This is a genomic window from Paenibacillus segetis, from assembly GCF_014639155.1.
Lineage (GTDB): Bacteria > Bacillota > Bacilli > Paenibacillales > Paenibacillaceae > Fontibacillus > Fontibacillus segetis.
The window spans coordinates 129,711-154,016 of sequence record NZ_BMFT01000002.1 but is presented as its reverse complement, the minus strand read 5'-3'; the positions used below and the strand labels follow the sequence as shown (position 1 = coordinate 154,016).

The window sequence follows — 24,306 nt, the reverse complement described above, 5'->3', positions numbered from 1 at the left end:
CCGAAGACTCTATGTTTCCGTGTAATAAGACCGCAAGACTATACATAGGGTCTTCATTCTTCGCTCTGGCTATCCAAATTAAAAATGCCTCAAGGCGGAGAAAACCTCCGCTTTGAGACATTCGTGATATCGTTTATAAACCTTGTGTCTCCTCTTTCACTAATCCGCGAATAAAGGCTTCAAAATTAGGTGCTAACTTGGTTATCTTGTAATTATTCTCTTTGTCCACGTGGACGACCTCTGGCTCGCCATCATTTCCGGCTGGACGATAATCCAGCATCACGATTTCAGACTCTGAAGGACATTTGCAAATGACTACGCCAATTTCAGGATAATTCCCATTTTCAATCATAAACCGGCTTCCTGCCGCTCCGCATAATGATTGGCTCTTCTCTCGACCAATTCCTAGGATTCCAGAAATCATAACACCGTCTCTTCCCCCAGAGATTGCTTGTCCTGTTGGGAAATATCGGTTTTGAGGAACTCCTCCGTTATGTACCTTCATCATAGAAACATAGAAAGCTGGCAACTTGAAGACCAGCGCCTCTTCCACTGAAGCAATCAGCTCATCTGTAGGCGGATCAGAAACATATTCTTTCGACGCATACTCATGATCATCCCAAAAGTTCGCCAAATCGAGGTCTGTATCCATTTGAACGTTGGACACTACGGTTTCAACGGTTTCAGCTGAGTCAACTGGTTCGATCAATTCTTCTTCTAAGTTCTGGGCGATTGTACTCCGGATGGATTCCAGAAACTCCAAAGTATCCTCATCACCAGGCTCTAACTGATCTGAAATTTCAAATTCTCTTAAGGCATCTTCATATTGGTCTAGATAGTAATAAGCAAGTCCTATACGATAATGCCAGAGCGGATCATTTTTACCTTCTTCTGCAATGGTTAAGAACTGTTCAACCGCCGCTTCATAATCCTCGAGATTGTTCAGTGCTCTTCCCAAATGACTGACCAGGACATAATCTCTGTCCTCTACGGGAATCTCCAAAATTGCATCCACGATTTCTTGGAATTCATCTTCTTCATGCCACGAATCCAGTTGTGCCAAAAGATCATCTCTCATCATTTATGCCTCCCAGTACAATAACTCTAATACTTATAAGAAGTATACCATTTCCAACCTATGCTCAGCGAACAGCAGAAACCACGGACGTTTGTCCTACAATCATATTTCACTACTACGCTACAATTCTGTGTGATTTCTTTCATCGAAAGAAGGAATTTACATTTCAATCAGAGTAGCATTATGAAGTGACTTTATTAATTATACTTTTCTTTTTCGCTGCGATAGAATTTCCGGAATATGCAATTCTCGTAATACAGGTACAATTTCCTGGACACTTTTTTTATTAAATTTCTTCAAGATACTATTGATCTGCGACTTTAGGGTTGAATGCTCTACATGTCGCAGCTCACATATCTCCTGACGTGTATAATCCTTCATTAATAATTCTAAGACCTCAAGCTCCGTTGGAGTAAGCTGTGTAAAAATATAAAAATTATGAAGTAGGCTGTCCTCTGTTGTTTTTATCCTTTTAAATTCGCGCGTAATTTTACCTGCAATATTTGAATGCAAGGACGAACGGCCATAATAAGCATCCTTCACCGCTTCGAGTATGGCTCCGGCTGGCATATTTTTTAACAAGTAATTTGAAGCACCCAGCTCAAATGCACGAAAAACGGTGTCATCCGTTTCACAAACCGTCAGCATCACAATTTTAATATCGGGCATATAATTCAAAATCTCTGATGTAGCTCGAAGTCCTGCCTGTTTATCTTCCAGTTCAACATCCATTAAAATAATATCCGGTTTATTGAGTGCTGCCAGCATCGTTCCCTCATATCCACTAGAAGCAATACCTACACATTCAATTTGCTCATCCTTGGATAATATCATCTGATAACGCTTACTAATTAAAGGGTCATCCTCTACAATAAGCACTTTAATCAATGGCGTACTCATGCTGCTATCATCTCCTTTAATTCTCTGCTACAGAAAGTAGAGGCATAATGATATGAAACGAGCTACCCTCGCCTAATTTACTCTCTGCATTAATTTTACCACCATGCGTTGAAATAATGTTAAGGCAGATGGATAAGCCCATTCCCCAGTTTGTTGCCGTAGGCTTTGAGGAGTAAAAGGGTTGAAAAATATGACTTAAATGTTCCTCCTCCATCCCCGCCCCGTTATCTCTAATGACCAGCTCAACCCATTTATTCTTCACAATAATCTCGATCGTAATGAGTCTGGATTTCTCAGGTACAAATTCTAACGCGTCCATGGCATTGGAGATCATATTTTCAATGGCCTGAGAAAAATAATAGGGATCAGCCATAATCACAAGCTGCCGATTTGGCGGCGTATATTGGATTTGTGTGTGTTTCAATTCTAATTGCATCTCTCTTAACAGCTTATCCAATAGCTGATTTAATACAACAGGTTCCAGCTCTATTTTTGATTTTAATGTTTTTTGATGGACTGCATCCAAACGATCATATACCTTACGACACCTTTGCTCGATAACCCGAATTTCCCGGGCCATTTCTGGCGATTGATCACACATGCTTTCTAAAAACTCAGTTTGGGCCATAATAGCTAACAGTTCGTTTTTCATATAATGACTAAAAACACGCGAGGTCAACAGAGCGGAATCTATATTTTTGGAAATCACCGATTCTTGATTTTTAATGCTATTTTGGATCCGCGTGTATTTATAAATACTGTATAGGCTAACCAATAAACAAAACCCTAAAATATAGGGAAGCAAAGTATATATAGATGGGTTGCCTACTAAGCTTATAGGCTTGAATCTTGTGAAATTAGTAGCTTTGGAGACTTTGATCAGAACATCTGGCGCCCAGTAGTTAATGTAATAATACGTTATTTGTACAGAAATATAGGAAATCAAGATCATGATAATGTTACTTCTGATTAGACGAACCTTAGGTGCATCATACAGTGCATAAATCAGTAATACGCATCCTGCTGCAATGTAAAGGGTATTCAATACAAAGGTAATCTTATGTAGTGTTTCATACGCTGAGATAAAGGTCTGTGAGCTTACATAGTCAGGATAAAGCCAATAATACATTTGGGTATAAACGGCAGGATCATACACAATAACCTGAACGATGCAGGGAACTGTTAACGCCACCAGAAGAAAGAGTCTTCGCTTAAATTGCACCTGAAACGCAAAATAGATCGCCGAGCATAGTCCTGCATACACAAATACCACGGAAAATAAGTTCATTAACCGAATCAAGTTTATGCGAGAAACAGGCAAGAACATGAGTTGATTCTGCAGGCTTTGATTTATGCCAAAGAAATCTTTCAGACTATAGTAATAGTAAGCATCCTTGGACATGTAGATAATGATGCAGGACACCACAATTAAATAGGAAAAGCCCATAAGCAGCATAAAAAGCGTGGCTTTCGTATATTTTTTCTGGATTAAAAAGAAGGTGGAAATGGCGATGAACAGAATAAAAACCAAGAATATAAACATAGAAGCCACCCCTTCCCCATAAATAAGTTAAATTTAATTAGTTTGTACTCATCTGTAAAGGTTGAAGTTTCATACAACCTAATGTAGCAAAATAACCTCAAATGCTCAGTTTCATTGGTTCCTATATCTCTGATGGGGATAAAAGTTCAACCTTACTACCGTAAATAGAAACACTTAAACTAAAAGCATAACACAGATACAGGAGGGGTTCTTCATGAATAAAAAGAAAAGCTGCGTCAGTCTAATGTTGATTGCCTCGCTCGGTTTAGTCTTAGCCGGTTGTGGTTCAGGTAAAAATGATAGCGCTAGCAATAACTCGGGGAATGAAAAAACCGTCTTGGAATATTACACATGGACCGATGAGGAAGTCTATATGCAAAAAGTCGTTGAAGCGTTTAATGCCCAAAACAGCGACATTGAGGTACGGATGACCACCATTAGCAACGATGCCGACGAGTACAATACGAAAATTATGAACAATCTATCCGGCGGCTCGAAAATGGATGTTTACAGCATGAACGGAACAAGCAGCCTCGGCTTATATTCCTCCAAAAATCAGCTAATAGATTTAACGGATCGAATTAAAGAGGCAAATTTAGATGTAGGCGCATACGGACCAAGCTTTCAGGATATTACAGAGGTGCTGACGAAGGGAAAATATTATGCCCTTCCGTACCGCACCTCACAATATGCATTGTTCTACAACAAAGCCCTTTTTAATCAAGCAGGCATTGAGGTTCCTTCGCAAATGACTTGGGAGCAATATGCAGAGCTGGCCAAAAGCCTAACGAAAGGTGAAGGGGCAGACAAACAATGGGGAGGCTATTATGCCGATTGGCTTATCGCACCACTGGGCGCACTTCAAGAAGGTACAACGATTCTTGACGATAGTCTGGAGCCTGTTGGCAACTGGCTTGATTACCTTGATCGCCTGTACTACCAGGATGGATCGCATATGAGCTATAAGAAAATGAAGGCGGAAAGCATTGACTGGATCAAGCAATTTGAAAGCGGCAATGTAGCTATGCTGATTAACGGAGAATGGACGCTCAACATGCTGAAAGCGGATATTGCTGCCGGCAAAACCGATATCGATTTTGATATGGCCCCTCTTCCATTACCGGATGGTGTGAAAGATCCGATTACAGTTGGTGGCGTAAGTACCTTTATTGGAATTAATCCAAAAAGTGCGAATGCCGATGCAGCCTTTAAATTCGTTCAGTTTGTAACAGGTGAAAAGGGTGAAGCCATTATCGCTGATTCGAGCGTGTTGCCTGCCTACTCCAGTGACAAAACGAAGGAAGCATTCCTTAACGCGACAGGCATTCAAGGCAGTGGCTACTTCTTCGAGACCAATACCGTGGTAGAAAATCAACCCGTTCCGCAAATTGATGAGATGAATCGTGTGTATAATGAGCAGCGCGACCTCTTCTTATTCCAAGAGCAGGATTCCGCCACAGCCATTCAAAACTTTTTGAAAAATCGTCAATCTGTTCTTAACCGCTAATTTATAGTCACGTACTCGGCTTTCGCTTAGCTTGTTAACGGAAGCCGAGCCCGCATTTACAGGGCATAACATCTTAAAGGAGGTTGCTATGATGACAAATCAACGTCTGCGCAACTACAAGTCATACATTCCGGGGACGTTATTCATTCTTCCGGCCTTCGTCTTGTTTGCAATTTTTATTTTTATACCGTTGGTTTACGGGCTCGTCATGAGCTTTACGGATTATGGTGGATTTAACGTGACGCCGAACTTTGTTGGTCTCGACAACTATTCTAGACTATTGCAGGACGACTATTTCCTTATTTCATTAAAGAACAATTTTATATACACGTTGTTATTCGTTCCGTTAACCATGCTATTAGCCTTGTTTGCGGCTATTGCTTTGAACAATATATTGCACCTTCGCAAATATTTGCGTATTTCCTTTTATTTTCCCTATATTACGTCCATGGTGTCGATCGCCATTGCTTGGGGACTCTTGTTTAACCCCGTTTCCGGGCCGATCAATTATATTCTAAAAGCCATTGGGATCGCGAATCCCCCGGAATGGCTCATGTCTTCACAGTGGGCTCTATTAGCTATTATTCTTGTAGCCGTTTGGAAGAGCTTCGGTTACTACATGATCATTTTGCTAGCTGGTATTCAAGGCATTCCCCAGCATTTATATGAAGCTGCCGAGCTTGATGGCGCCAGTAAGTTTCAACAATTTTTATATGTTACGTTGCCTAGCTTATCACCGACTCTGTTTATGGTTATGGTCCTTACCATTATTAACTCTTTCCAAGTATTCGATCTAGTCTCTGTCATGACAGACGGCGGGCCAGGCCGCTCGACCAACGTGTTGGTCTTTAGAATTTATCAGGAGGCCTTTGTGAATTATCGAATGGGATACGCTGCAGCCATGTCAACCGTCCTATTCCTGATCATTATGGTTATATCCTTAATTCAATTCAGGCTCGAGAAAAAATGGGTCACTTACTAGGAAAGGAGAGAGCTACCTATGCTGACCGTCATCAATACAACGAAAAGAACTAAACTGCCCTATTATCTACTGCTCTTGGTTCTAGTTATCTTTTCGCTTGCTACTCTTTTTCCATTCTTATGGATGATTTCGGCTTCCTTACGAACGGATGTTGATTTGTTTAAGAATCCCATGAATTGGATTCCGCAAACCTTATACTTGGACAATTACAAGGAAGTTTGGCAAGCCATTCCTTTTGCTCAATATTTTCTAAACACAGTGAAGCTGTCAGTTATCATTACCGTACTACAAGTCGTGATTTGCTCCATGGCCGCCTACGCGTTTGCCAAGTTAAAAATTCCGTTTAAAAACTTGATCTTTATTTTATTCATGACCAACTTAATGATGCCATGGCATTCCATCATGGTTCCTCAATTTTCAGTAGTTAGCAGTCTGGGCTTATACAACACGCACAGCGGTTACATTTTGATCCAACTATTTAGTGGCTTTGGGATTTTCCTGATGCGCCAATTTTTCATGAGTTTGCCTAATGAGCTTAATGAAGCTGCACGGGTAGATGGTTATAACGAATGGAAAATCTTTTGGAGAATTATGATGCCGTTATCTGCAGCGAGCTTGTCTACCTTAACGATCTTTACGTTCACCTTCATGTGGAATGACTATTTGGCACCGCTCATTTATCTCAATGATGACAACTTAAAAACGTTGCAGTTAGGTCTCAAAGCATTCCAAACCGAACATACGATGGACTACGGCTTGCTGATGGCCGGAACCGTGCTTGCAACCATTCCGATGGTGGCCGTGTTCCTCGCAGGTGAACGATTCTTTATTCAAAGCGTAGCTACGACAGGCATGAAAAACTAATAAACACACAGAGGTGCTAAAAAATGACCACAACTACTCCTACAAATCACTTTGTTCAGGTTACAGGCGAGAATTTTACAGTTAACGGTGAAAAAATCTTGTTCCGCGGTTTCAACCTAGGTACATGGATGAATTTGGAGCATTTTTTAATCGGTCTTCCGGGTACGGATACCATGATTAAAAAGGCATTTGATGAAGTATACGGCAAGGAACGCAGTACAGATTTCTTCGATCGCTTCTTGATGGAATATATGGATGAAAAGGATTTTGAATTTTTGAAAAAGATCGGCGTCAACCATCTGCGGCTTCCTTTTAACTATAAGTACTTTATCGATGATCAAAATCCGGGCGTATATAAAAATGATGGTTTTAAATATCTGGATCATATTATTAACTTATGTGAAAAATACGAGATCTACGCGATTTTGGAGCTTCACTCCGTTCCTGGCGGACAAAACCCGGACTGGCACTGCGATACCTACTCCGGTCTGCCGCTATTCTGGGAGTACGGTGCTCTACGTGATACCGTCATCGGCCTTTGGGGCCACATCGCGCAATATTACAAGGAGCAACCTTGGATTGCCGCTTACGATATTGTAAACGAACCTTCTTTGGTTACCAACGCGGAAGTGTTCAATGATTTCTACCGTAAAGTGGTAGCAGAAATTCGTAAATATGATCAGAAGCATATTATTTTCATTGAGGGCAATGCCTTTACGACGGACTTTTCCATGCTCGATCCGATGGACGATCCGCAAATCGCCTACGAGTTCCACTTCTATCCGTTCGTAAAAGAACCGGCCGTACTTACGCATGAAATGAGCCGCGAACGCCGTAAGGAGATCTTCGCGGAGGAATTCCACCGTCTCCTTGAGATCCGCGAGAAATATAAGCGCCCGCTCTGGTGCGGCGAGCTTGGATTGGTGTATGAGAAGGAAGACATCGACTTCCAGATGACGATTATTGAGGATATGCTCGATTTGTGTGAACAGAATGATGTATCTTGGGCACTGTGGCTTTATAAGGACGCTAACGTGATGGGAATTGTATATCCGAAAGAAGAAACCCCATGGCGCCAATTGACCGAAGAAATCAAGCTGGTTTGGAATCAACATAAAGAGCAGGAGAAGGGCGAAGCCTTGGTAGATTACATGGCGGAAACCTATTTCAAGCCCATCTCCAAGGAGGAACGTTATCCGCTCCAATTCCGTATGAGAACAATCATGCAAGTGATTTGTGTGGAACAGAACCTGAAGCCCTACCTGCAAAAACGTTCATGGGAGGAAATGTCCAAGCTGCCGGAATCGTTCCGCTGGGAGAACTGCGAGCATTGGAACGAGCTTGAAGCACTGATTGAGAAATACACCAAGGCATAACAAATAGTCGAGTATATCATACAATCTTGACCATTTTAGATTTCTCTCATATAATCGCTGGGATAGGGCCTGCAAGTTTCTACCGAATCCTATAAAGGCTTCGAATATGATGCGCGTGTTAAAAAATTTAGGTCCCAGGGATATTGTCCACTCGAAGAAGTGAACAATATCTCCTGGGTTTTCTGTTTCATCATACACATCTAATGGGAGGCATACTGCTATGAAGCAACATGATGCACAATATTATGTATCAAAGCTTGGACTGGATCCACATCCAGAGGGTGGATATTACAAAAGAACATTTGAATCCGAAGAACAAACTTCAGCTCAAGAATTATCCGTAGATTTTGAAGGGAAGAGAAAACTTTACACGAGTATCTACTTTCTATTAGGCTCTAATGATGTCTCCCATTTTCATCGTTTGAAATCAGATGAATTATGGTATTATCACGCCGGAAGTCCTTTAACAGTTCATGTTATTGATGAACATGGGGAATATAAAGAATATAAACTAGGATTAAACTTAGATAACGGGGAATCCCCACAAGTGCTAGTTCCGAAAAATTCTATCTTTGGTTCATCCGTTACGGATGAAGATACATTCTCCTTAGTAGGATGTATGGTTTCGCCTGGGTTCGAATTTCAAGATTTCGAGTTGTTTACACAGGACGAGCTGTTGGCCGAGTATCCTCAGCATAAAGATGTCATTATGAAGTTGGCCTATGAAGCTATTCCTGTTTAGTATTACTGACCAAAAAAGTGCAATTTGTAACTGTAAGTTTAAGGCCATCCTGTGTAGGATGGCCTTTTCCTTGATTACTGAACTAACGTTCTCCAAAGCTTCGTCATATTGCCGCTTACCCGCTCGAACATTTCAATTGATTCTTGACCTAGCATCTATCCAGAAGCCTCAGGTACCGCAAAAGGTCTGATAAGGACCACAAGATTTCGGAGGCAGCGCTGCGAATTCAGCTTGTACGGAGGTGTGCTCGTAGGGATTTCTAAGAACAGCGAGCAGTCGCTCCATTACACTGTAGTCTTCTTGATTCACTGCGGCTTCAAGCGCCGCCTCTACCCGGTGATTACGCGGGATTACCGCAGGGTTACTGCTACGCATTAAAGCTTGCGATGAAACTTTCGGTTCTTGTTGTCTACTTAATCTTGCCTGCCATCTTACCTGCCACTCGTTAAATTCGGTGCTATCGTTCAGCTCCGAATTCTCCAGCTGTTCAAACGTTAATGCGAGGAACGTATTCGTGTAGTCAGCACCATGTTTATACATCAAGTCAAGTAGATCTATACTCAAGGATTCGTCTTGTTCCTCTTCATTAAATATCCCTAGCTTCGCTCTCATCCCCTCAAGCCAATGACGACGATATAAGTCCGAGAAATTTGATATGGCATCCTGGGCCAGATTGATCGCCTGTTCCCGGTCATCATGCAAGAGCGGCAATAGAGCTTCAGCAAACCGTGCGAGATTCCATGCAGCCATTTTCGGTTGGTTACCATAGGCATAGCGACCATCCCGATCGATGGAACTGAATACCGTTGCCGGATCGTATACATCCATGAAAGCGCATGGGCCATAATCAATCGTCTCGCCGCTAATCGCCATATTGTCGGTATTCATTACCCCGTGAATGAAGCCCACCAGTTGCCATTTCGCAATCAGCTTAGCTTGACGTTTGATCACTTCCTGAAGCAGACGAAGATATGGATTCTCAGAGGAATTCTCCACGCCAGGAAAATGCCTATGTATGGTGTAATTCGCTAGGTCCCGGAGCTCACCGTCTTTGCCCCAATTGGCAGCGTATTGAAACGTACCTACACGCAAATGACTAGCAGCCACACGAGTCAGAATAGCACCCGGCAGTTCGGTCTCGCGGATGATGGTCTCACCTGTCGTCACAACCGCAAGACTTCGCGTAGTCGGAATCCCAAGCCCGTGCATCGCTTCGCTAATGATGTACTCACGCAGCATGGGACCCAGTGCTGCTCGCCCATCGCCTGATCGAGAATACGGTGTTTCACCCGAACCCTTGAGCTGAATATCTACCCGTTCACCTCTAGGCGTAATCTGTTCCCCGATCAATATAGCTCGGCCGTCGCCCAGCATGGTGAAATATCCGAATTGATGCCCTGCATAAGCTTGAGCTAACGGTGCAGCGCCCTCCGGAATTTGATTCCCGGCAAATACAGCTACGCCATCTTCGCTCTGAAGCGCCTCAGCGTTTAGCCCCAGGGTGGCTGCAAGTCGATCATTACAAATAATCAAATGCGGTGCGCTTACTGGAGTTGGGTCCAAGTGGGTATAGAATGTTCCAGGCAGACGAGCATAACTGTTATCGAAATTCCAACCGGCTTCTATGAGTTCTTTGATCATGGTCATTCGTACCCCCTCGAAAATGTTATATCATATTTTGGTAACAAATCTCACAATTATACTTTGTGGGTTTATCTGCGATAAATGTACGGTAGAAACATTTAGTCAAAGTTGTGTGCATAACGATATGGGTATATATGACAAACAACTTGATTTTTATGGTAAAATAATGAAGGATTAAGAAAAAGGTGGGAATGACTTGAAGAAAATACAAAACCAACTGCCACTTCTCTGGCTCTTGTCTATTCCGTTACTAGGCACAATATATTCTTTGCAGAACCACGCGAGACCGGACGTGCATTTGCTTGTAACACAGTTTGACCGTGCCACGCCGTTTGTACCGTTCTTTTCGATATTTTATTTTATTTGGTATCCATTTATCTTTATCACACTCTTTTTGATCTTCCAAAAGCGAAGGTCTGCATACTATCATACCCTCATTGCCGTCTGTATCGGAATATTAATTGCCAACGTTATTTTTTGGGTCTATCCAACCATGGTCCCTCGGCCCACATTAGGGGAGGGGTGGAACTTTTTCGTACCCATCACTTACAGACTAGATGAACCGTATAACGGTTTTCCTAGTATTCATGTGCTTACTTGCTTTTTGATGCTGAGAGGTTCACATATTTTAAACAAGCCGGCTCGCTGGGCGGTAGCTTTCTTATCTTGGACGATCATCCTATCGACGTTGTTCATTAAGCAACATGTCATCGCGGATGCAATGGCAGGTATTGCTGTTGGTGAAATTGTGTTCCGGATAACTGGCTGGCTCGTCAAAGCAAAGCAACGACCGGTCCCACAGGATTCTACCCTTGCTTCATGAATTTCATAATTAGTTAATATTTATATGTCATAATGTTAATATTATCCTATTTAGTCCTTGTTAATATTCATAGGGTATTCTAAGCGGCCTATTATTGGAGGAAAATATGGAATGAGGATTTTAATAACGACGGATACCTTTTCCCCGATGATCAATGGTGTTGTCACTTCGGTCAAAAATCTATATAAAGAATTGAAGTCCAATGGACATGACGTTAAGATTCTGACCTTATCACCTACCCGCAAAGAGACGGTCGAAGGAGATGTGTATTACGTAAAATCTATTCCCATCGGCGTCTATCCGGATGCAAAAATTAAGTTTCCCTTTTACAACAAGTTGATTAATGAAATTATACAGTGGGGACCGGATGTCATTCATTCTCAAACTGAATTTTCTATGATGCTGGTTTCTAGGCATATCGCCAAAAAACTAAATATACCCCAGATACATACGTATCACACCATGTATGAGAACTATTTGGATTATTTATGGGGTGGAAAGATCATCAGCAAGAATATGTCGATAAAAATAACGAAGAGAATGTTGAACAATCTCGATGGTGTTATTGCTGCGACGAATAAAACAAAAAATACGCTATTAAGTTACGGGGTAAATAAGCCTACTTACGTCGTGCCAACCGGGATAGAGTTGAGTAAATTTCAACGGGAGCTATCGGCTGAAGATAAACAAACTATTATGAAGGAATTACAGCTTAATCAGAGCGATAGGGTACTCGTCTATGTCGGAAGGATCGCGGAAGAAAAGAACATTAGCGAAATCCTGACCCTTCTACCGGATGTAATCAAAATTTGCGACAAGGTAAAGTTGCTAATCGTAGGCGGAGGGCCCTATTTAACTCATTTGCAAGACCAAGTTAAGAAACAAGTTTTAGAAGACCACGTTATTTTTACGGGAATGATCCATTCAGATGAAGTTTATAAGTACTATAAAATGGGCGAAATTTTCGTGAACGCATCCACTAGCGAAACCCAGGGATTAACTTATTTAGAGGCACTGAGCAGCGGATGTCCCGTGGTATGCAAATACGATCCTTGCTTGGACGGGGTAATTGAGCAGGGGGATAACGGTTATTCGTACAAGGAGAAAGATGAATTTGTCCGTTATATCCATGAAATACTCAGCAATGTCAGTTTGAGAAATAGAATGTGCAAACAGGCGGTCCTGAAGGCCAAAGATTATTCCAGCGGTATATTCGCGAGTGGAGTATTAGATAAGTATCGGAGCACGATACAAGCCAATCAGGAAGCCAAAGTATCCTTGGTGACGTTCGGAAATCCCAAGGCCCATGAGAGGGAAGTTTGACCTTATAGCGAGTGTGAGAAATACTGAGAAAAGCCATTGTCGTTAATGGCTTTTTTTGACGTTCGGTGATACCAGCAGAAACACGCTGCCGGCTGCGATAGAGAAATAATAGGTGAGCAATCTCCAAACAAAGATGGCGGTCAGAATCGTACTCGAATGAAAAAATAAACTGTAAATCAAATAAAATCCGCCCTCTGCACCTCCCGCGGCACCAGGAAGCGGGATGATCGCCATGAAGTTGACCAAGAATATTTGGGCGCAAATGAGGGTCCACATATCCACGGAATCCAAGCCGAAGCTTCTATAAATGCAGTAAGGAATGCTAAAGAAAGCTAAATATTGAATGCATGTGAATAGCGTGGCGTAAAGACACATTCGTCTATGTTTCGTGATCAGGGCAGCATTCTGATGGAACTTTTCTAATTCAATCTTGATTTGCTGGAGCCTAGAATCCACGTCCTTTAAGAGTCTTACAGTATGTAAAAATTTAAATACAGCTGTTAGGATACGCAAAGTCAGTTTACTATTAACCGAGAACATTACAGAGAATATCATGATGACAACGTGAACGGCGAGACCCAAAATGCAAAGATACGGAAAATAGTCGACCCTAGCGTTAAAATAACCAAACTTGTACACGAACGCTAAGATCAAAATGGCGATGTTCACGGCTTGATGAATCAAAAATTTGATCATTAGAATAGAGCCAGCTATCCCCACAGGGATACCGCGTTCCGTCATCGCATAGAGTTGGGCAGGATGGCTTCCAGCCGAAAAGGGCGAAACGGCGCCGAAGAATTGGCCGATCATCTCGAACTTAATCGATCGGGCAAGCAATCTTTTAATCGGGTATAGCTTTCCCGTTATGATATATAACACCAACATTTCGAAAAACCAAAACACAAGTAAACATACAACAGATAGCAGAATCCATGAGCGATCTAGCAATTTAATTTCTTGGATTAACGAAGGTAAGCCTTTGGTGAACAGGAAAAACGACAAGAAGATACAGAAAGTCACGATGACAATGATGGTACTGAATATTTTATTCTTCATTCGCTAACTCCTAGATACTCAGTTTGTTTTATTGGTTATGAGGGGTTATGTCGTTATAGAAATGATCCCATAATTCCAACACATGGCGTTCGGAATAATATTCGTGACATTGCTGCGAGCGATTGCACCAAGTGTTGTAATCTTCTCCTTTGGGCTGGAGTTGCTTTATGATTTGGACGAACCCTGGTACATGATCACCCTTCAAATAATAATCAAATAAGATATTTTCATATAAATCTAGGTTCCTTAATAGCACAGGAATTTTCAAGGCTAATGCTTCGAGAATAGACATGGGGAACAGTTCGTTATAAGAAGGTAGAAACATGATATCCGCGATGTTATATACAGCATTCATTTCTTCCCTGCTAATAATACCTATGAAATTAACATTTTCGGGCGGGTTGTCGACATGCCATTTAAGTTCTTTGTATCCCTCCGTGATGGAGCCAAATGAGAAGCCACCGGCCCATATGAACTGTATGTCAGGAAGTTGTTTCGCGGTCTCAATGAAATCCAATATTCCTTTGCGAGTTTGAACCTGACCAACGCCTAAGACAACGAACTTGTCCGAGGGGACCGCATACTTTTGCTTCGTTGCAGCAATGGATGCTTCCGGCAATCGATAGAATTGGTCCTCGGAGACGAAGTTAGGGATATAAGTTACCTTTCTCTCATCTATTTTATATTTCTTCAGAACCTCGATGAAGTAAGGATTAACTACGACGATATGGTCAACGGCTCTATAGAACCAAATCATATAGGCGTAAAATATAGCTTTAGCGAAGGCGGGTAGTTTTAAACTCTCCTCGATAGTTTCCGGTACAAAATGAACATAGGCTACGGTTGTTCCTCTTATTTTTGCAAAGGGGATACTCAAAAAAAACTTAAAGTCTATGGTATGGTAATGATTAATATGGCCCGGAATCATCCGATTTTTTGTAACAGTATACTGTTCCTTTAGTCCCGTCTCCACCAAGTTTACTTGCTCGATATAAGCGGATAAAACCCCTTGTGCCTTTACCTTGTGTGCCGATGATAGCATATTAATAGTAAGCATAGCGCATCCCCATTTAATATATTTTTTGCAGGCGTACCTATGATATTTGATCTACATCCCTATAGGTATGATACACCAATATAGATATAAATTGTACGCAATGTATATACATTCCTATTATAAAAAAGGACGCCTTGGTAGGCGTCCTTTTTTAGCACTCACAGTTATTAGGCTGGAGCATTTATATGTGGTGAAGGCAAAATCTATGCACGCCTTCATCTATTCGTTTATTCTTTGACCTGTCATTAACCCCAGCGAACGGGCGGTTGAAGTATAAATGTCCTGAACTAGCTCGGGATTACCCTGTAGTGATTCGCCATACGAAGGAATCATCTCTTTTATTTTTGGCTCCCATGCCTGGATATGCTGCGGGAAACATTTTTCCATAACCTCAAGCATGACGGAAACGGCGGTAGAAGCACCAGGAGAAGCTCCGAGCAATGCAGCTATGGAGCCATCGGCGGCACTAATAACCTCTGTACCAAATTGAAGTGTACCTTTACCAGCGGCTGTTTCTTTAATAATTTGTACACGCTGGCCTGCTACAATCAGCTCCCAATCTTCACTTTTGGCGTTCGGAGCAAACTGTCGTAATTCTTCCATACGCTGTTCCTTGGTTAACATCAATTGCTTGACCAAGTACGTAACTAATGAAACGCTTTTTACACCTGACGCGAGCATATTGACGAGATTATGTGGTTTGACGGAAGTAATCAGATCGAACATGGATCCAAATTTCAAGAACTTAGGTGAAAAACCGGCGAACGGTCCGAAGAACAACGATTCTTGGTTATCAATCACCCGGGTATCAAGATGCGGCACAGACATTGGCGGAGCACCAACCGCCGCTTTACCATATACTTTAGCTCGATGTTGTGCTACAACTTCTGGCTTGCGACACACCATGAATATTCCACTTATAGGGAATCCCCCGATCCCTTTTCCTTCAGGGATCCCGGATTTTTGCAGCAAATGTAGACTTCCGCCACCGCCACCGATAAATACGAATTTTGCCGTATGGCTCTCGGTCGTACCGTTCTCCACATTCCGCACTTTCAATTCCCACAAGCCGTCGCTCGTACGTTTAATATTGTCCACATTATGATTGAATTTTAGATCGACGTTTTGACTCTGTAAGTGATTGAACATCATACGCGTTAAAGCACCAAAGTTAACATCCGTACCCGAGCCCATTTTTGTGGCCGCTATAGGATTATTCAATGTTCGGTCTTCCATCATAAGTGGAATCCATTCTTTCAGTTGTTCCGGGTCATCGGAAAATTCCATCTCCGGGAACAGGGGATGGGCAGAAAGCGCTTCAAATCGTTTTTTCAAAAATCGGACATCTGGCGCCCCTTGTACAAAACTCATGTGAGGCACTGGCACGATAAAGTCCCGCGGATTACGAATCCGATTGTGATTCACAAGATAAGACCAGAACTGCTTTGAAACTTGAAACTCTTCATTCACTTTTACAGCTTTGCTGATATCGATAGATCCGTCCGCCTGTTCGACGGTGTAGTTAAGCTCACATAATGAAGAATGCCCAGTTCCCGCATTATTCCATTCATTGGAGCTCTCCTCTCCTGCTTTTGCACGCCTTTCAAGCACTGTGATGTCCCAGTCTGGAGCTAATTCTTTTAGCAGTGACCCCAAGGTAGCACTCATGATTCCGGCACCAATTAAGATAACGTCTGTTTTCGTTTGTCTATTCATTCATACCGTCCTTATTCCTACGATTTGCAGAAAGGATGTTGGCGCTCCTATTTAGGAGTCACAGCAAGCCAGGGCTCGAAATAGTCACACATCTTTCTGGGTCAGATACAACTAATTATAGTCTATCATTATTATAAATTTGAAGCATTAATTTACTATTATTAGGATTAAAAATGAATATCAATCACTTTATCTCAACCACGGTAAGAATAATTAGTAAACATGCAGAAAGAGAGCACCTAACACGATGCTCCCGTCTAAATAACTTCATTCAATAATTATGATTTTACGAAGATCGGTGAAATCCATGCAAATTGATGGTTAGCCTGACGGATTTCAGCATGATACACATCTGTATCCTTATCCTTCTCCGTATCATTCCATTCCAAATGAACCTGGTAAGCAGCTTCTGGAACTGCGCGATGGATCAGGATCGCCTCTGAACTGTATGGCTGCACATGCATAGAGCGTGATCCCGTCAGTAATTCTGCTAAACTGAATTCCATTTTAATCCCGTTAGCCTCAACAACCACTCGACTTGCCTCGTCTCCCTCTACTTCAAGTATCACCGCTGCTGTGGCCGGATGTAATGTACTTGGGTTTTGGAAGGTCGTACAGGTCCAGCGAAGGGATTGCCCTGTCTGTTCTACAAGGCGATTATCTAACTTGTTGATGTCTAAATTTTCACTCATGCCAGGCTCTGGCGCCAGCACGCTTTGGCCGCGGAAACAGCTATCTGCAGCGAGCAGTTTACCATTTTCCACAGAAGCTTTGGCCTCCCAGCTGTAGCCATGCTTAGACTCGCCCCAACCCATTTCCACTCTGATCTTGTACCTGCTCATAGAGCCCTTCGAAGGGATTGTCTCCATCATGATGCTGTCCCCGGTAACCACCTTCCAAGGCTTCGTGTTTTTGTACACCGTAATCTTATCAATATAGTCTGCGCATATCGCATCCAATACCAGATGGCGATCGCTCGCCGCTTCAACTTCACTGCCCATGCAAGCTCCATTTAGTGTGAATTGGCATTCGATCTTGTCCCCGGTAACCGCATAGGTGCGACCAGCTTTAATCGCTTCCCAGATCGATTCACGCGTTTTCTCCTCTGCCCATACCGCGACACGTCCATCCCCATAAGATCCTGGATAACCCGCATGATGATCTGTCGACCCGGCAAAGCTAAATTTCTTACCCTGATTGAGGCCCTCGAATACTGTATTACGCGAGTCTCTTGGTCCCATCGTATGATAATAAGGATATGCACTCCCATCGGACATCCCGCATCCATGTTTAGAGAATACTTCAACAATCGGTGAAATATCGGAACGGAAGGCTCCCCAATTCGTTCCCCGATAACCTGGCGTATAACCGATATGATGCGGAACTGCAATCACTTGATAAGGCGCTAGCTCCTCGGCAAGCTGCTGTGGAGAAGCTGCATATACGAGAGGAAGCTCATCGCTTGGCGATACCACATGATGATCCCCAAACTCGCTGGAATGAATCTCGTAACCTTGAAAAGTAACAAATTCATGTGGAATATTGGCTTCCTGAACTTTGGAACGGATCGCTTCCCAGTCCGCTTGCAGTTTCGCAAACCCCTCATTGTGGAAGTCTACCAGAAATGCCGTATCCTCCGTCCGTTCCGGCATATCCGGCCACATGGCATGACCGATTATAGCGCAAAAATCCAACTGTCCCTTTGCCGCTTCCAACGCATTCGTCAGTGCCCCAAACCCATATGTGATTCCACAATGATTGTGTAAGTCTCCCCAAAATAGTTTCATCATAACATTACTCTCCTTGATCTCTATTTAACGATCATTTCCGTCTTCGTAGGATTGCAGTTGAAGTTGATAGACGCGAATCTCGGCATAAGAATTCCATTGGTTCACACTGTTGCCGTGTCCAGTGATACGGATATACTGGGCATCATGCTGCTTCAGATACGTTTTCTCGATATCCAAGCTTTCGCCACTACTCTGGCCTGAATATGCCTTATACCAGTTCTGACCATCGAGCGACGTTTCAATATCATATTTGAAGCTGCGCTCATTTCCCCGAATAAATGCTATGCCAACACTATTCATGGTCTTCACTTCACCGAGGTCAAGCATGATCCACTGGTCGCCTTCGGCACCCCAGTAGGTATCCAGATTACCATCAATAGCCTTATCCTCTGTATTGCCTTGATCAGCTTGCGAGGCACTTGCAGAAACAGCTGCAATTGGGAGTTCGATCAACTGCTCCTCTTCCCCGTTATTAGGCATTAGTTTGTAATTGAAATAATACATGCTCTTGATTCCTGGATTCTGCAATGAGGATACGATAACCTTCGTTACACCAGGAACCTCGTCTGCAGAGATGACCTGTACATCATTCAACGTTAGATCATACGTAAATTCCAGAGCAGGTACATCCGTACGATCAAGTGGCAACTGAATATCATAACTGAATTTCTGCTCAGCGAAATCTGCTAATGGTACACCATCTATGCTCGCACTTTGAATAACAGGAATCGTGAGCTCACCATCATCAATACTCCACATATCGAGCGGAATGCTACTGACTGTTGTATCCGTATCCTCAATTGACCCAACGATCGGGACCATTGATACCGTCAATCTCATTTCCTTGACTTGATCCAGCTTAATAAATAGCTTGCGAATACCTGCATTCTGGTGTTGTTTAGCAGGATTAGGCGATTCCGGCAGCGGCTTCGCGTCCATGACGCCAAACCTCACATCAATCGGTTGGTCTGCATCATCGCGAGCATCACTATCCAATCCAACCCAGAGCTTCTCTCCACCTTTACTAAAGATCGCCGACTTTCCATCAGCACTTACTTGAATATCAGCTTCTGTATGCATAAACCAATATGCTGTTGAAGGACTTAGAAAAGTTACCTCATCTTGAATCGTAGCTCTTGTACGGTTCGTGCCTAGCATTACGCCCCGCTTAGCTTGAGAGACATGCTTGTCGTATGCTTCTGTCAGATTTGTAATCGCAAATCCGCCAGCTGGTTTGCTTTCAACTCTCTCTATTTTGGAGAATGCCTTAATATTCTGTTGTGCGCTTCCGTCAGGATTGATGACTAATGTGTTGTGCCCCTCTGGATTCAAGCGATAATACGTTAAACGTTCCTTGTCATAATTCGAGTAACCCGGCAGATTATAATCATCTTTCCCTAAGTCGATTGCCCATTGCTGTCCCAAGGACTCAAATACGAAGCTGCCCAAGTCATAATGCCCGTGGCTGACTACGTTATTACCCGCCTTTAAGCCTAAGAAGCTTGAATTAGGATCTTCCCACTTGCTTCTGAACGTAGCTACTTCTGTCCCGCTAAAATATTGATCTAAATCTAGTGATTGTCCCGGGAGATAAAGAGCTGGATCATACCACAGCATCTCAAATTCAGAGCCGGCATTCTTGAATTTAATCTTATTGTCCAGATGGACAGAAGCTAATAATGGATCGCCGTATTTCTTCGCTATCCATAGTTCTTCAGCGGACATTACCTTGTTGCTTGAGGCATCACCATAGTTAAGTGAACCTACTGCTCCACTCAAATACGTTGGAAAATAAGCTGTCTTGTTAAGACCAGGTGTTTGGTCATAACCATAGCTTGTACCTAACGCTGTTTCCAGAGAAGAAATGAAGCGTACAATATACTCTAAAGTATATTTCCAATAGCTTGGCCCTTCCGCCCATGCACCATCAGGTGTAAATTCCAATAGAATAAAATCCTCTAGTGCGTTGAAGGCAGTATCCAATATCTTACCGCCAAATTGCTGCATCGTTACATTCTCTTTCGAAGGTAGCAAGACTTCTCTATCCAGGTCACCGATCGCCATCAAGGTGAGAACTGACGCTCCATTACATACCGCATTCCAGTTATTCGTTCTTGGGTACGTATGAATCCACCATATATTTTTGTTATAGGCCTCTAGTGTCTTAACAAGACCTTTCTGAATCATTGCATCCTCAAGGATAAGTCTTTGCTCTGGAGTCCATTCGTCGTACAACCAGTCATACGCAATAGCAAGACCTTCCATGAATTCTGCCGTATTCAGAAATTCATTCTCTTCATTCCAATTAGGAAATTGGGATACTGTATAAACTTCATCCCAAATCCGCTGTTTATATTGTTCCTTCTTTACTGCATTATCGCTAAGATGATAGAGCATCCCTAGGTTTATAACGAGCGGTCCTACTTGTCTTGAACCGATCATTCTTCTGCCATCTGGAAGATCATCCGTAGGCAGTGCCATAATTAAATGCTTCTCACCTTGCTTCTGAATATCCTGATACCACTTGCTGATTGTTGCTTCACCAGACTGGACCATCGTCTTGATACGAGCAAAATCAGATGAGGTCGCGAGAACTCTTGGGTGAGACGCATTGTTGTTCAACAATTGAGCAATGGCTTCTTCTCCGGATGGTCTATCATAAACGATCTCTTTTATTGCCTCCTCAATGAAGAATTTTTCATTATCCTGAGGCTTGATCGCTTCATCCACTTTATCAAGATCATCGTCAAACGGGTTTGCCTTATCGCCTATAACAATAAGCCCTCTGCCTTTATAGTCCGTGTACACTTGTTTATGAAGTAGGGTCCCCACCTGGTCTAAAGGAACCATCACATCATCGGAAGTAAACTGAATATGTGGATTAGAGTTAGCTATTTCCTCCGTAATCTCCGCATCAACACCAAAGAATTGACTTACAAAACGAAGGGGTACAACAACCTCTCCCTCAACCTTCCGTGGTATATTCTGCTCGCTAATAGCATTTACTGTTTTGACATTATCCTTCAGCACATTGGGACTATTCACGACCATAGCCAAGGCACCCTCCAAACGATTGTTAACGGAGATGCCAAGGTCATTGTCAAAGTCCAACAATGAATCGGGTACATTCATCTCTTGCAATTCTTCCATCGTCTTTAGCACATTGCCTTCATACACCCTCATATTATCCAGCAATGTTGTAAAATTCTTATTACCTGAGACATCTGTAGCTAGATCCGCTTGCGAATTCCGTTTTGCCCGAACTCGAATGTAATTGATACCTGTTGCATTGCTACTATTCTTCAGAATAATCGAATCTATCTTTTTGACTCCGTCTACATAGACAGATACCGTCTGGACATTGGAACTATAGTTGATCGCAAAAGAAAGCCGGTACCACTGGTTCATGCTCAATGGTATTTTATTTCCTTCGACTTTTAAAATTCCATCCGTCCCTATGCTACCTAATGTAATTCCCCTATTACTACTGTCTTTCAATTCGAAAAATCGACTTCCATTCAAATCTAGCCATTTAATATCAAAATCAAGGATGAGCTCGCCAGTTAAGTCATCCGCTCCGAAACGTTTGGCAAGGCCTACATCCGGTTGATCTGCTATGGACTCAAGGATCCGAAGGGATACGCTAGATCCGTTAGGTGCTGTATCGCCGTCGTTCAGTGCACCACTTGATTTCTTTACATCGGTTATTCCTGTCATTTCAAACCCGCTCGGTGGAGCACCTGTCTGCGTATAATCTTCAAAATCTTGAACCATATGGACTTTGATATTGGATGCTGCTTGGGCTGGTAAGGTACCCAAGATTCCGCTGAAACCTATCACGATACTTAACAATAGACTTGTACGTTGAAAAATTGTTCTCCGAATACTCAATCTCGGTCACTCCTCTTATACAGGTTTATAGATTTCCATATCGTTATCTTTGACTACAATGCGATAGCATCCGCCATAGTTAAATTCATAGCAGCAATCACCCACGTCTTGAATGTTTACAGCTGGTGCTTGGCCCCCTTTGTAAGGAACGAGTACAGTCAACAAGGTAGCCGTACCGCTGTAAGTTCCTTGGAATCGGATCCTTGTAGCGGCTCTCGCAATATCATTCTCATCGGACAGCCTTCCCGGTAGAAGATCTACTTCTTCCTGTGGATACGTAAATATGGCAAGATTCGCAGTGTCGTTCGTAGCAATAACAGCCTGTGACGCTACCTCTACCTCGGTATAATCTAAATGAAAATAGCGCTGAATTCCGTTACGTTCTAGCCCTTCCACCCGATCTGCAATAACAACAAGTTCTTTATCAACCAATGCAATATGACGATGATGAACCATCGGCTCATAATTCATATGGTAAGCGCTTGCCATTTGGTAGAAGCCCCGGTCTTCCACGTTGTATATGGCCCCGATCTTCTGAGGACCATATTGAAATGAACTTATATATTCAAAATGATCTCTCTCATCAATCAGAAGAGTTGAATGATAGTTAGCGCCTTTAAATTGCTTGCGGTCTTCATCCTCTCGATAGCAGAAAATACCCGGATCACAAATCATATTTTTCCCTAGTGCTGTAAAATCGAAGCTCATGAGATCGATATGCGCATGAAAGTTTTGTATCGGACTTCTGCATGTGAACAGAAAACTCAGTGCTTCTGCGTCCCATCCACTACGAATAATCGCTTGATGAAGCTCTCGATTCCAGAACGTTGTCAATTTATCGCATTCATAATGCTTGCTATGAAGAGCATTCAAATCCTCATAGAACCGCTGTACATCCAGAGCACGCCACACATGCTTGCTTGCCTCATGCATGGTCTCCTGAATGCCGATCAGATTGGTAGTGAGGCCGAGCCAAGTCAAATCATCTAATGCCAGATATCCATAGACTCCGCCCATAATAGCCAAATGATTCGCATGTGAATCTCCCACTGGTACACACTTCCCTGTTGGTCTCAGAGAGTAAATAGAATAGTCGAGGTTCTTACGAAACATCTCCATATACTTGTCTGAGAACTGGAAGTGGAAACGCTTGGCCAGTATTACAGCAAGACCAAACCAGAACATACAACCATTATGGTAAGAAGGACAGCCCTCGATCTGGCCGCCGTCTTCGGTCAATTGCGCACGGCAACATCTTTCGATGCCATCCATCGCGTAGGTTTTCCATTCTTCAGCTTCTTGCAGCTCTGGAAAGTACAGCGCAGTTGTTAGAACACCCAGACATTCCATGAGAAAATGGTTATGGTCGGCCTTAGGCCATAATATTGGCGATACCTTCCGTAGAATCTTAACTTGCTTGTATACAGCCCCTAAATATTGTTCTAATACGGCCTCGGTAAACAGCTCTGTATGTCCCAGATGCTCCAATACCAGCGGCCAAGTCTTGTAGGTTCGGATGCCAAGCTCTAAGGCACGCAAGGGATGGCATTCCTCGAAATAGCTGATCGGATAATCGATCATGTCATCATGAATCTCTACTGTTTCGACCCAATTCAGCATCTCATCAATCACTTTGCGCCCATATTTATCATCCTGTGTTAAAGAGTAGGCTTCCAGTAAATCCTGCCAGTGCGTCATTCGATTGAGTTGCCAGAGAAATTCATTATCATCATGTCTGCGCTCCAACCAGCAGGGTGGATTCCCTACAAATTCACATTTACCGCCTGTACCTGGAAGCTCCATCATACCCTTATATGCTTGCTCTGCATTTGCAATTGTCTCTGCAACAAGCTCAGGCATATGGTTAGAGATGTACGCGCTTTTGATGGCCATAGGCTCTAATCTAGATCGCAAGTTAGTTAACAATTGTCCAGTAGATATCGGCTCTTTCAACAAAGTTTGTATATTCATCTTTGTTTCTCCTTAAATAGGCTGTAGATCTTATCCCATCTAC

General features: G+C 42.7%; 17 protein-coding genes and 1 riboswitch. Of the genes, 7 read left to right on the top strand and 10 right to left on the bottom strand.

The window, feature by feature from the left end:
- Positions 1 to 133: 133 nt before the first annotated feature.
- From IEW05_RS16925 to IEW05_RS16915, 3 genes are all read right to left on the bottom strand, one after another.
- Positions 134 to 1,078, bottom strand: a complete 945-nt coding sequence (locus IEW05_RS16925) for an SMI1/KNR4 family protein (RefSeq protein ID WP_188541467.1) — start codon at positions 1,076 to 1,078, stop codon at positions 134 to 136.
- 201 nt (positions 1,079 to 1,279) lie between these two features.
- Positions 1,280 to 1,978 (bottom strand): response regulator transcription factor, encoded by a 699-nt coding sequence (locus IEW05_RS16920; protein ID WP_188541034.1) that lies wholly within the window; start codon positions 1,976 to 1,978, stop codon positions 1,280 to 1,282.
- 16 nt (positions 1,979 to 1,994) lie between these two features.
- Positions 1,995 to 3,521, bottom strand: coding sequence for a sensor histidine kinase (locus tag IEW05_RS16915; RefSeq protein ID WP_188541033.1), 1,527 nt, complete (start codon positions 3,519 to 3,521; stop codon positions 1,995 to 1,997).
- Between the two features lie 214 nt (positions 3,522 to 3,735).
- Between IEW05_RS16915 and IEW05_RS16910 the strand changes: the two genes are divergently transcribed.
- From IEW05_RS16910 to IEW05_RS16890, 5 genes are all read left to right on the top strand, one after another.
- Positions 3,736 to 5,028, top strand: coding sequence for an ABC transporter substrate-binding protein (locus tag IEW05_RS16910; RefSeq protein WP_188541032.1), 1,293 nt, complete (start codon positions 3,736 to 3,738; stop codon positions 5,026 to 5,028).
- An 88-nt stretch (positions 5,029 to 5,116) separates the two neighbouring features.
- Complete coding sequence (locus tag IEW05_RS16905) at positions 5,117 to 6,010, top strand: carbohydrate ABC transporter permease (RefSeq protein WP_229753459.1); 894 nt, start codon at positions 5,117 to 5,119, stop codon at positions 6,008 to 6,010.
- 18 nt (positions 6,011 to 6,028) lie between these two features.
- Positions 6,029 to 6,874: a carbohydrate ABC transporter permease gene (locus IEW05_RS16900; protein WP_188541031.1), complete on the top strand. Its 846-nt coding sequence runs from the start codon at positions 6,029 to 6,031 to the stop codon at positions 6,872 to 6,874.
- A gap of 23 nt (positions 6,875 to 6,897) precedes the next feature.
- Positions 6,898 to 8,250, top strand: coding sequence for a glycoside hydrolase family 5 protein (locus IEW05_RS16895; protein ID WP_188541030.1), 1,353 nt, complete (start codon positions 6,898 to 6,900; stop codon positions 8,248 to 8,250).
- Positions 8,251 to 8,276: 26 nt separating this feature from the next.
- Positions 8,277 to 8,377: riboswitch (purine riboswitch) on the top strand.
- Positions 8,378 to 8,470: 93 nt separating this feature from the next.
- The gene (locus IEW05_RS16890) at positions 8,471 to 8,992 is read left to right on the top strand and encodes a cupin domain-containing protein (RefSeq protein ID WP_188541029.1); all 522 of its coding nucleotides are present in this window, start codon (positions 8,471 to 8,473) and stop codon (positions 8,990 to 8,992) included.
- Positions 8,993 to 9,160: 168 nt separating this feature from the next.
- Here IEW05_RS16890 and IEW05_RS16885 read toward each other — a convergent pair whose 3' ends face one another.
- Entirely contained in the window at positions 9,161 to 10,639 is a 1,479-nt protein-coding gene (locus tag IEW05_RS16885; protein ID WP_188541028.1) for a protein adenylyltransferase SelO, read from the bottom strand.
- A 193-nt stretch (positions 10,640 to 10,832) separates the two neighbouring features.
- Here IEW05_RS16885 and IEW05_RS16880 point away from each other — a divergent pair, with 193 nt between their 5' ends.
- Both IEW05_RS16880 and IEW05_RS16875 read left to right on the top strand, forming a co-directional pair.
- Positions 10,833 to 11,459: a phosphatase PAP2 family protein gene (locus IEW05_RS16880; RefSeq protein ID WP_188541027.1), complete on the top strand. Its 627-nt coding sequence runs from the start codon at positions 10,833 to 10,835 to the stop codon at positions 11,457 to 11,459.
- Positions 11,460 to 11,570: 111 nt separating this feature from the next.
- A complete protein-coding gene (locus tag IEW05_RS16875; RefSeq protein WP_188541026.1) occupies positions 11,571 to 12,782 on the top strand; it encodes a glycosyltransferase family 4 protein in 1,212 nt (403 codons plus the stop codon).
- 42 nt (positions 12,783 to 12,824) lie between these two features.
- On the opposite strand, the gene IEW05_RS16870 is transcribed toward IEW05_RS16875, so the two are convergent.
- The 6 genes from IEW05_RS16870 to IEW05_RS16845 all read right to left on the bottom strand — a co-directional run bounded on the left by IEW05_RS16870 (position 12,825) and on the right by IEW05_RS16845 (position 24,263).
- Positions 12,825 to 13,838 carry a lysylphosphatidylglycerol synthase transmembrane domain-containing protein gene (locus IEW05_RS16870; RefSeq protein ID WP_188541025.1) on the bottom strand — a complete coding sequence of 338 codons (1,014 nt, stop codon included), beginning with the start codon at positions 13,836 to 13,838 and terminating at the stop codon, positions 12,825 to 12,827.
- A gap of 28 nt (positions 13,839 to 13,866) precedes the next feature.
- Entirely contained in the window at positions 13,867 to 14,895 is a 1,029-nt protein-coding gene (locus IEW05_RS16865) for a glycosyltransferase family 4 protein (RefSeq protein WP_188541024.1), read from the bottom strand.
- A gap of 219 nt (positions 14,896 to 15,114) precedes the next feature.
- On the bottom strand, positions 15,115 to 16,611 hold the full coding sequence (mqo, locus tag IEW05_RS16860) for a malate dehydrogenase (quinone) (RefSeq protein WP_188541023.1): 1,497 nt from the start codon (positions 16,609 to 16,611) through the stop codon (positions 15,115 to 15,117).
- Between the two features lie 278 nt (positions 16,612 to 16,889).
- A complete protein-coding gene (locus IEW05_RS16855; RefSeq protein WP_229753458.1) occupies positions 16,890 to 18,401 on the bottom strand; it encodes a DUF3604 domain-containing protein in 1,512 nt (503 codons plus the stop codon).
- A gap of 24 nt (positions 18,402 to 18,425) precedes the next feature.
- Complete coding sequence (locus IEW05_RS16850) at positions 18,426 to 22,292, bottom strand: discoidin domain-containing protein (RefSeq protein ID WP_188541022.1); 3,867 nt, start codon at positions 22,290 to 22,292, stop codon at positions 18,426 to 18,428.
- A gap of 15 nt (positions 22,293 to 22,307) precedes the next feature.
- Positions 22,308 to 24,263, bottom strand: coding sequence for a heparinase II/III family protein (locus IEW05_RS16845; RefSeq protein ID WP_188541021.1), 1,956 nt, complete (start codon positions 24,261 to 24,263; stop codon positions 22,308 to 22,310).
- Between the last annotated feature and the right edge of the window lie 43 nt (positions 24,264 to 24,306).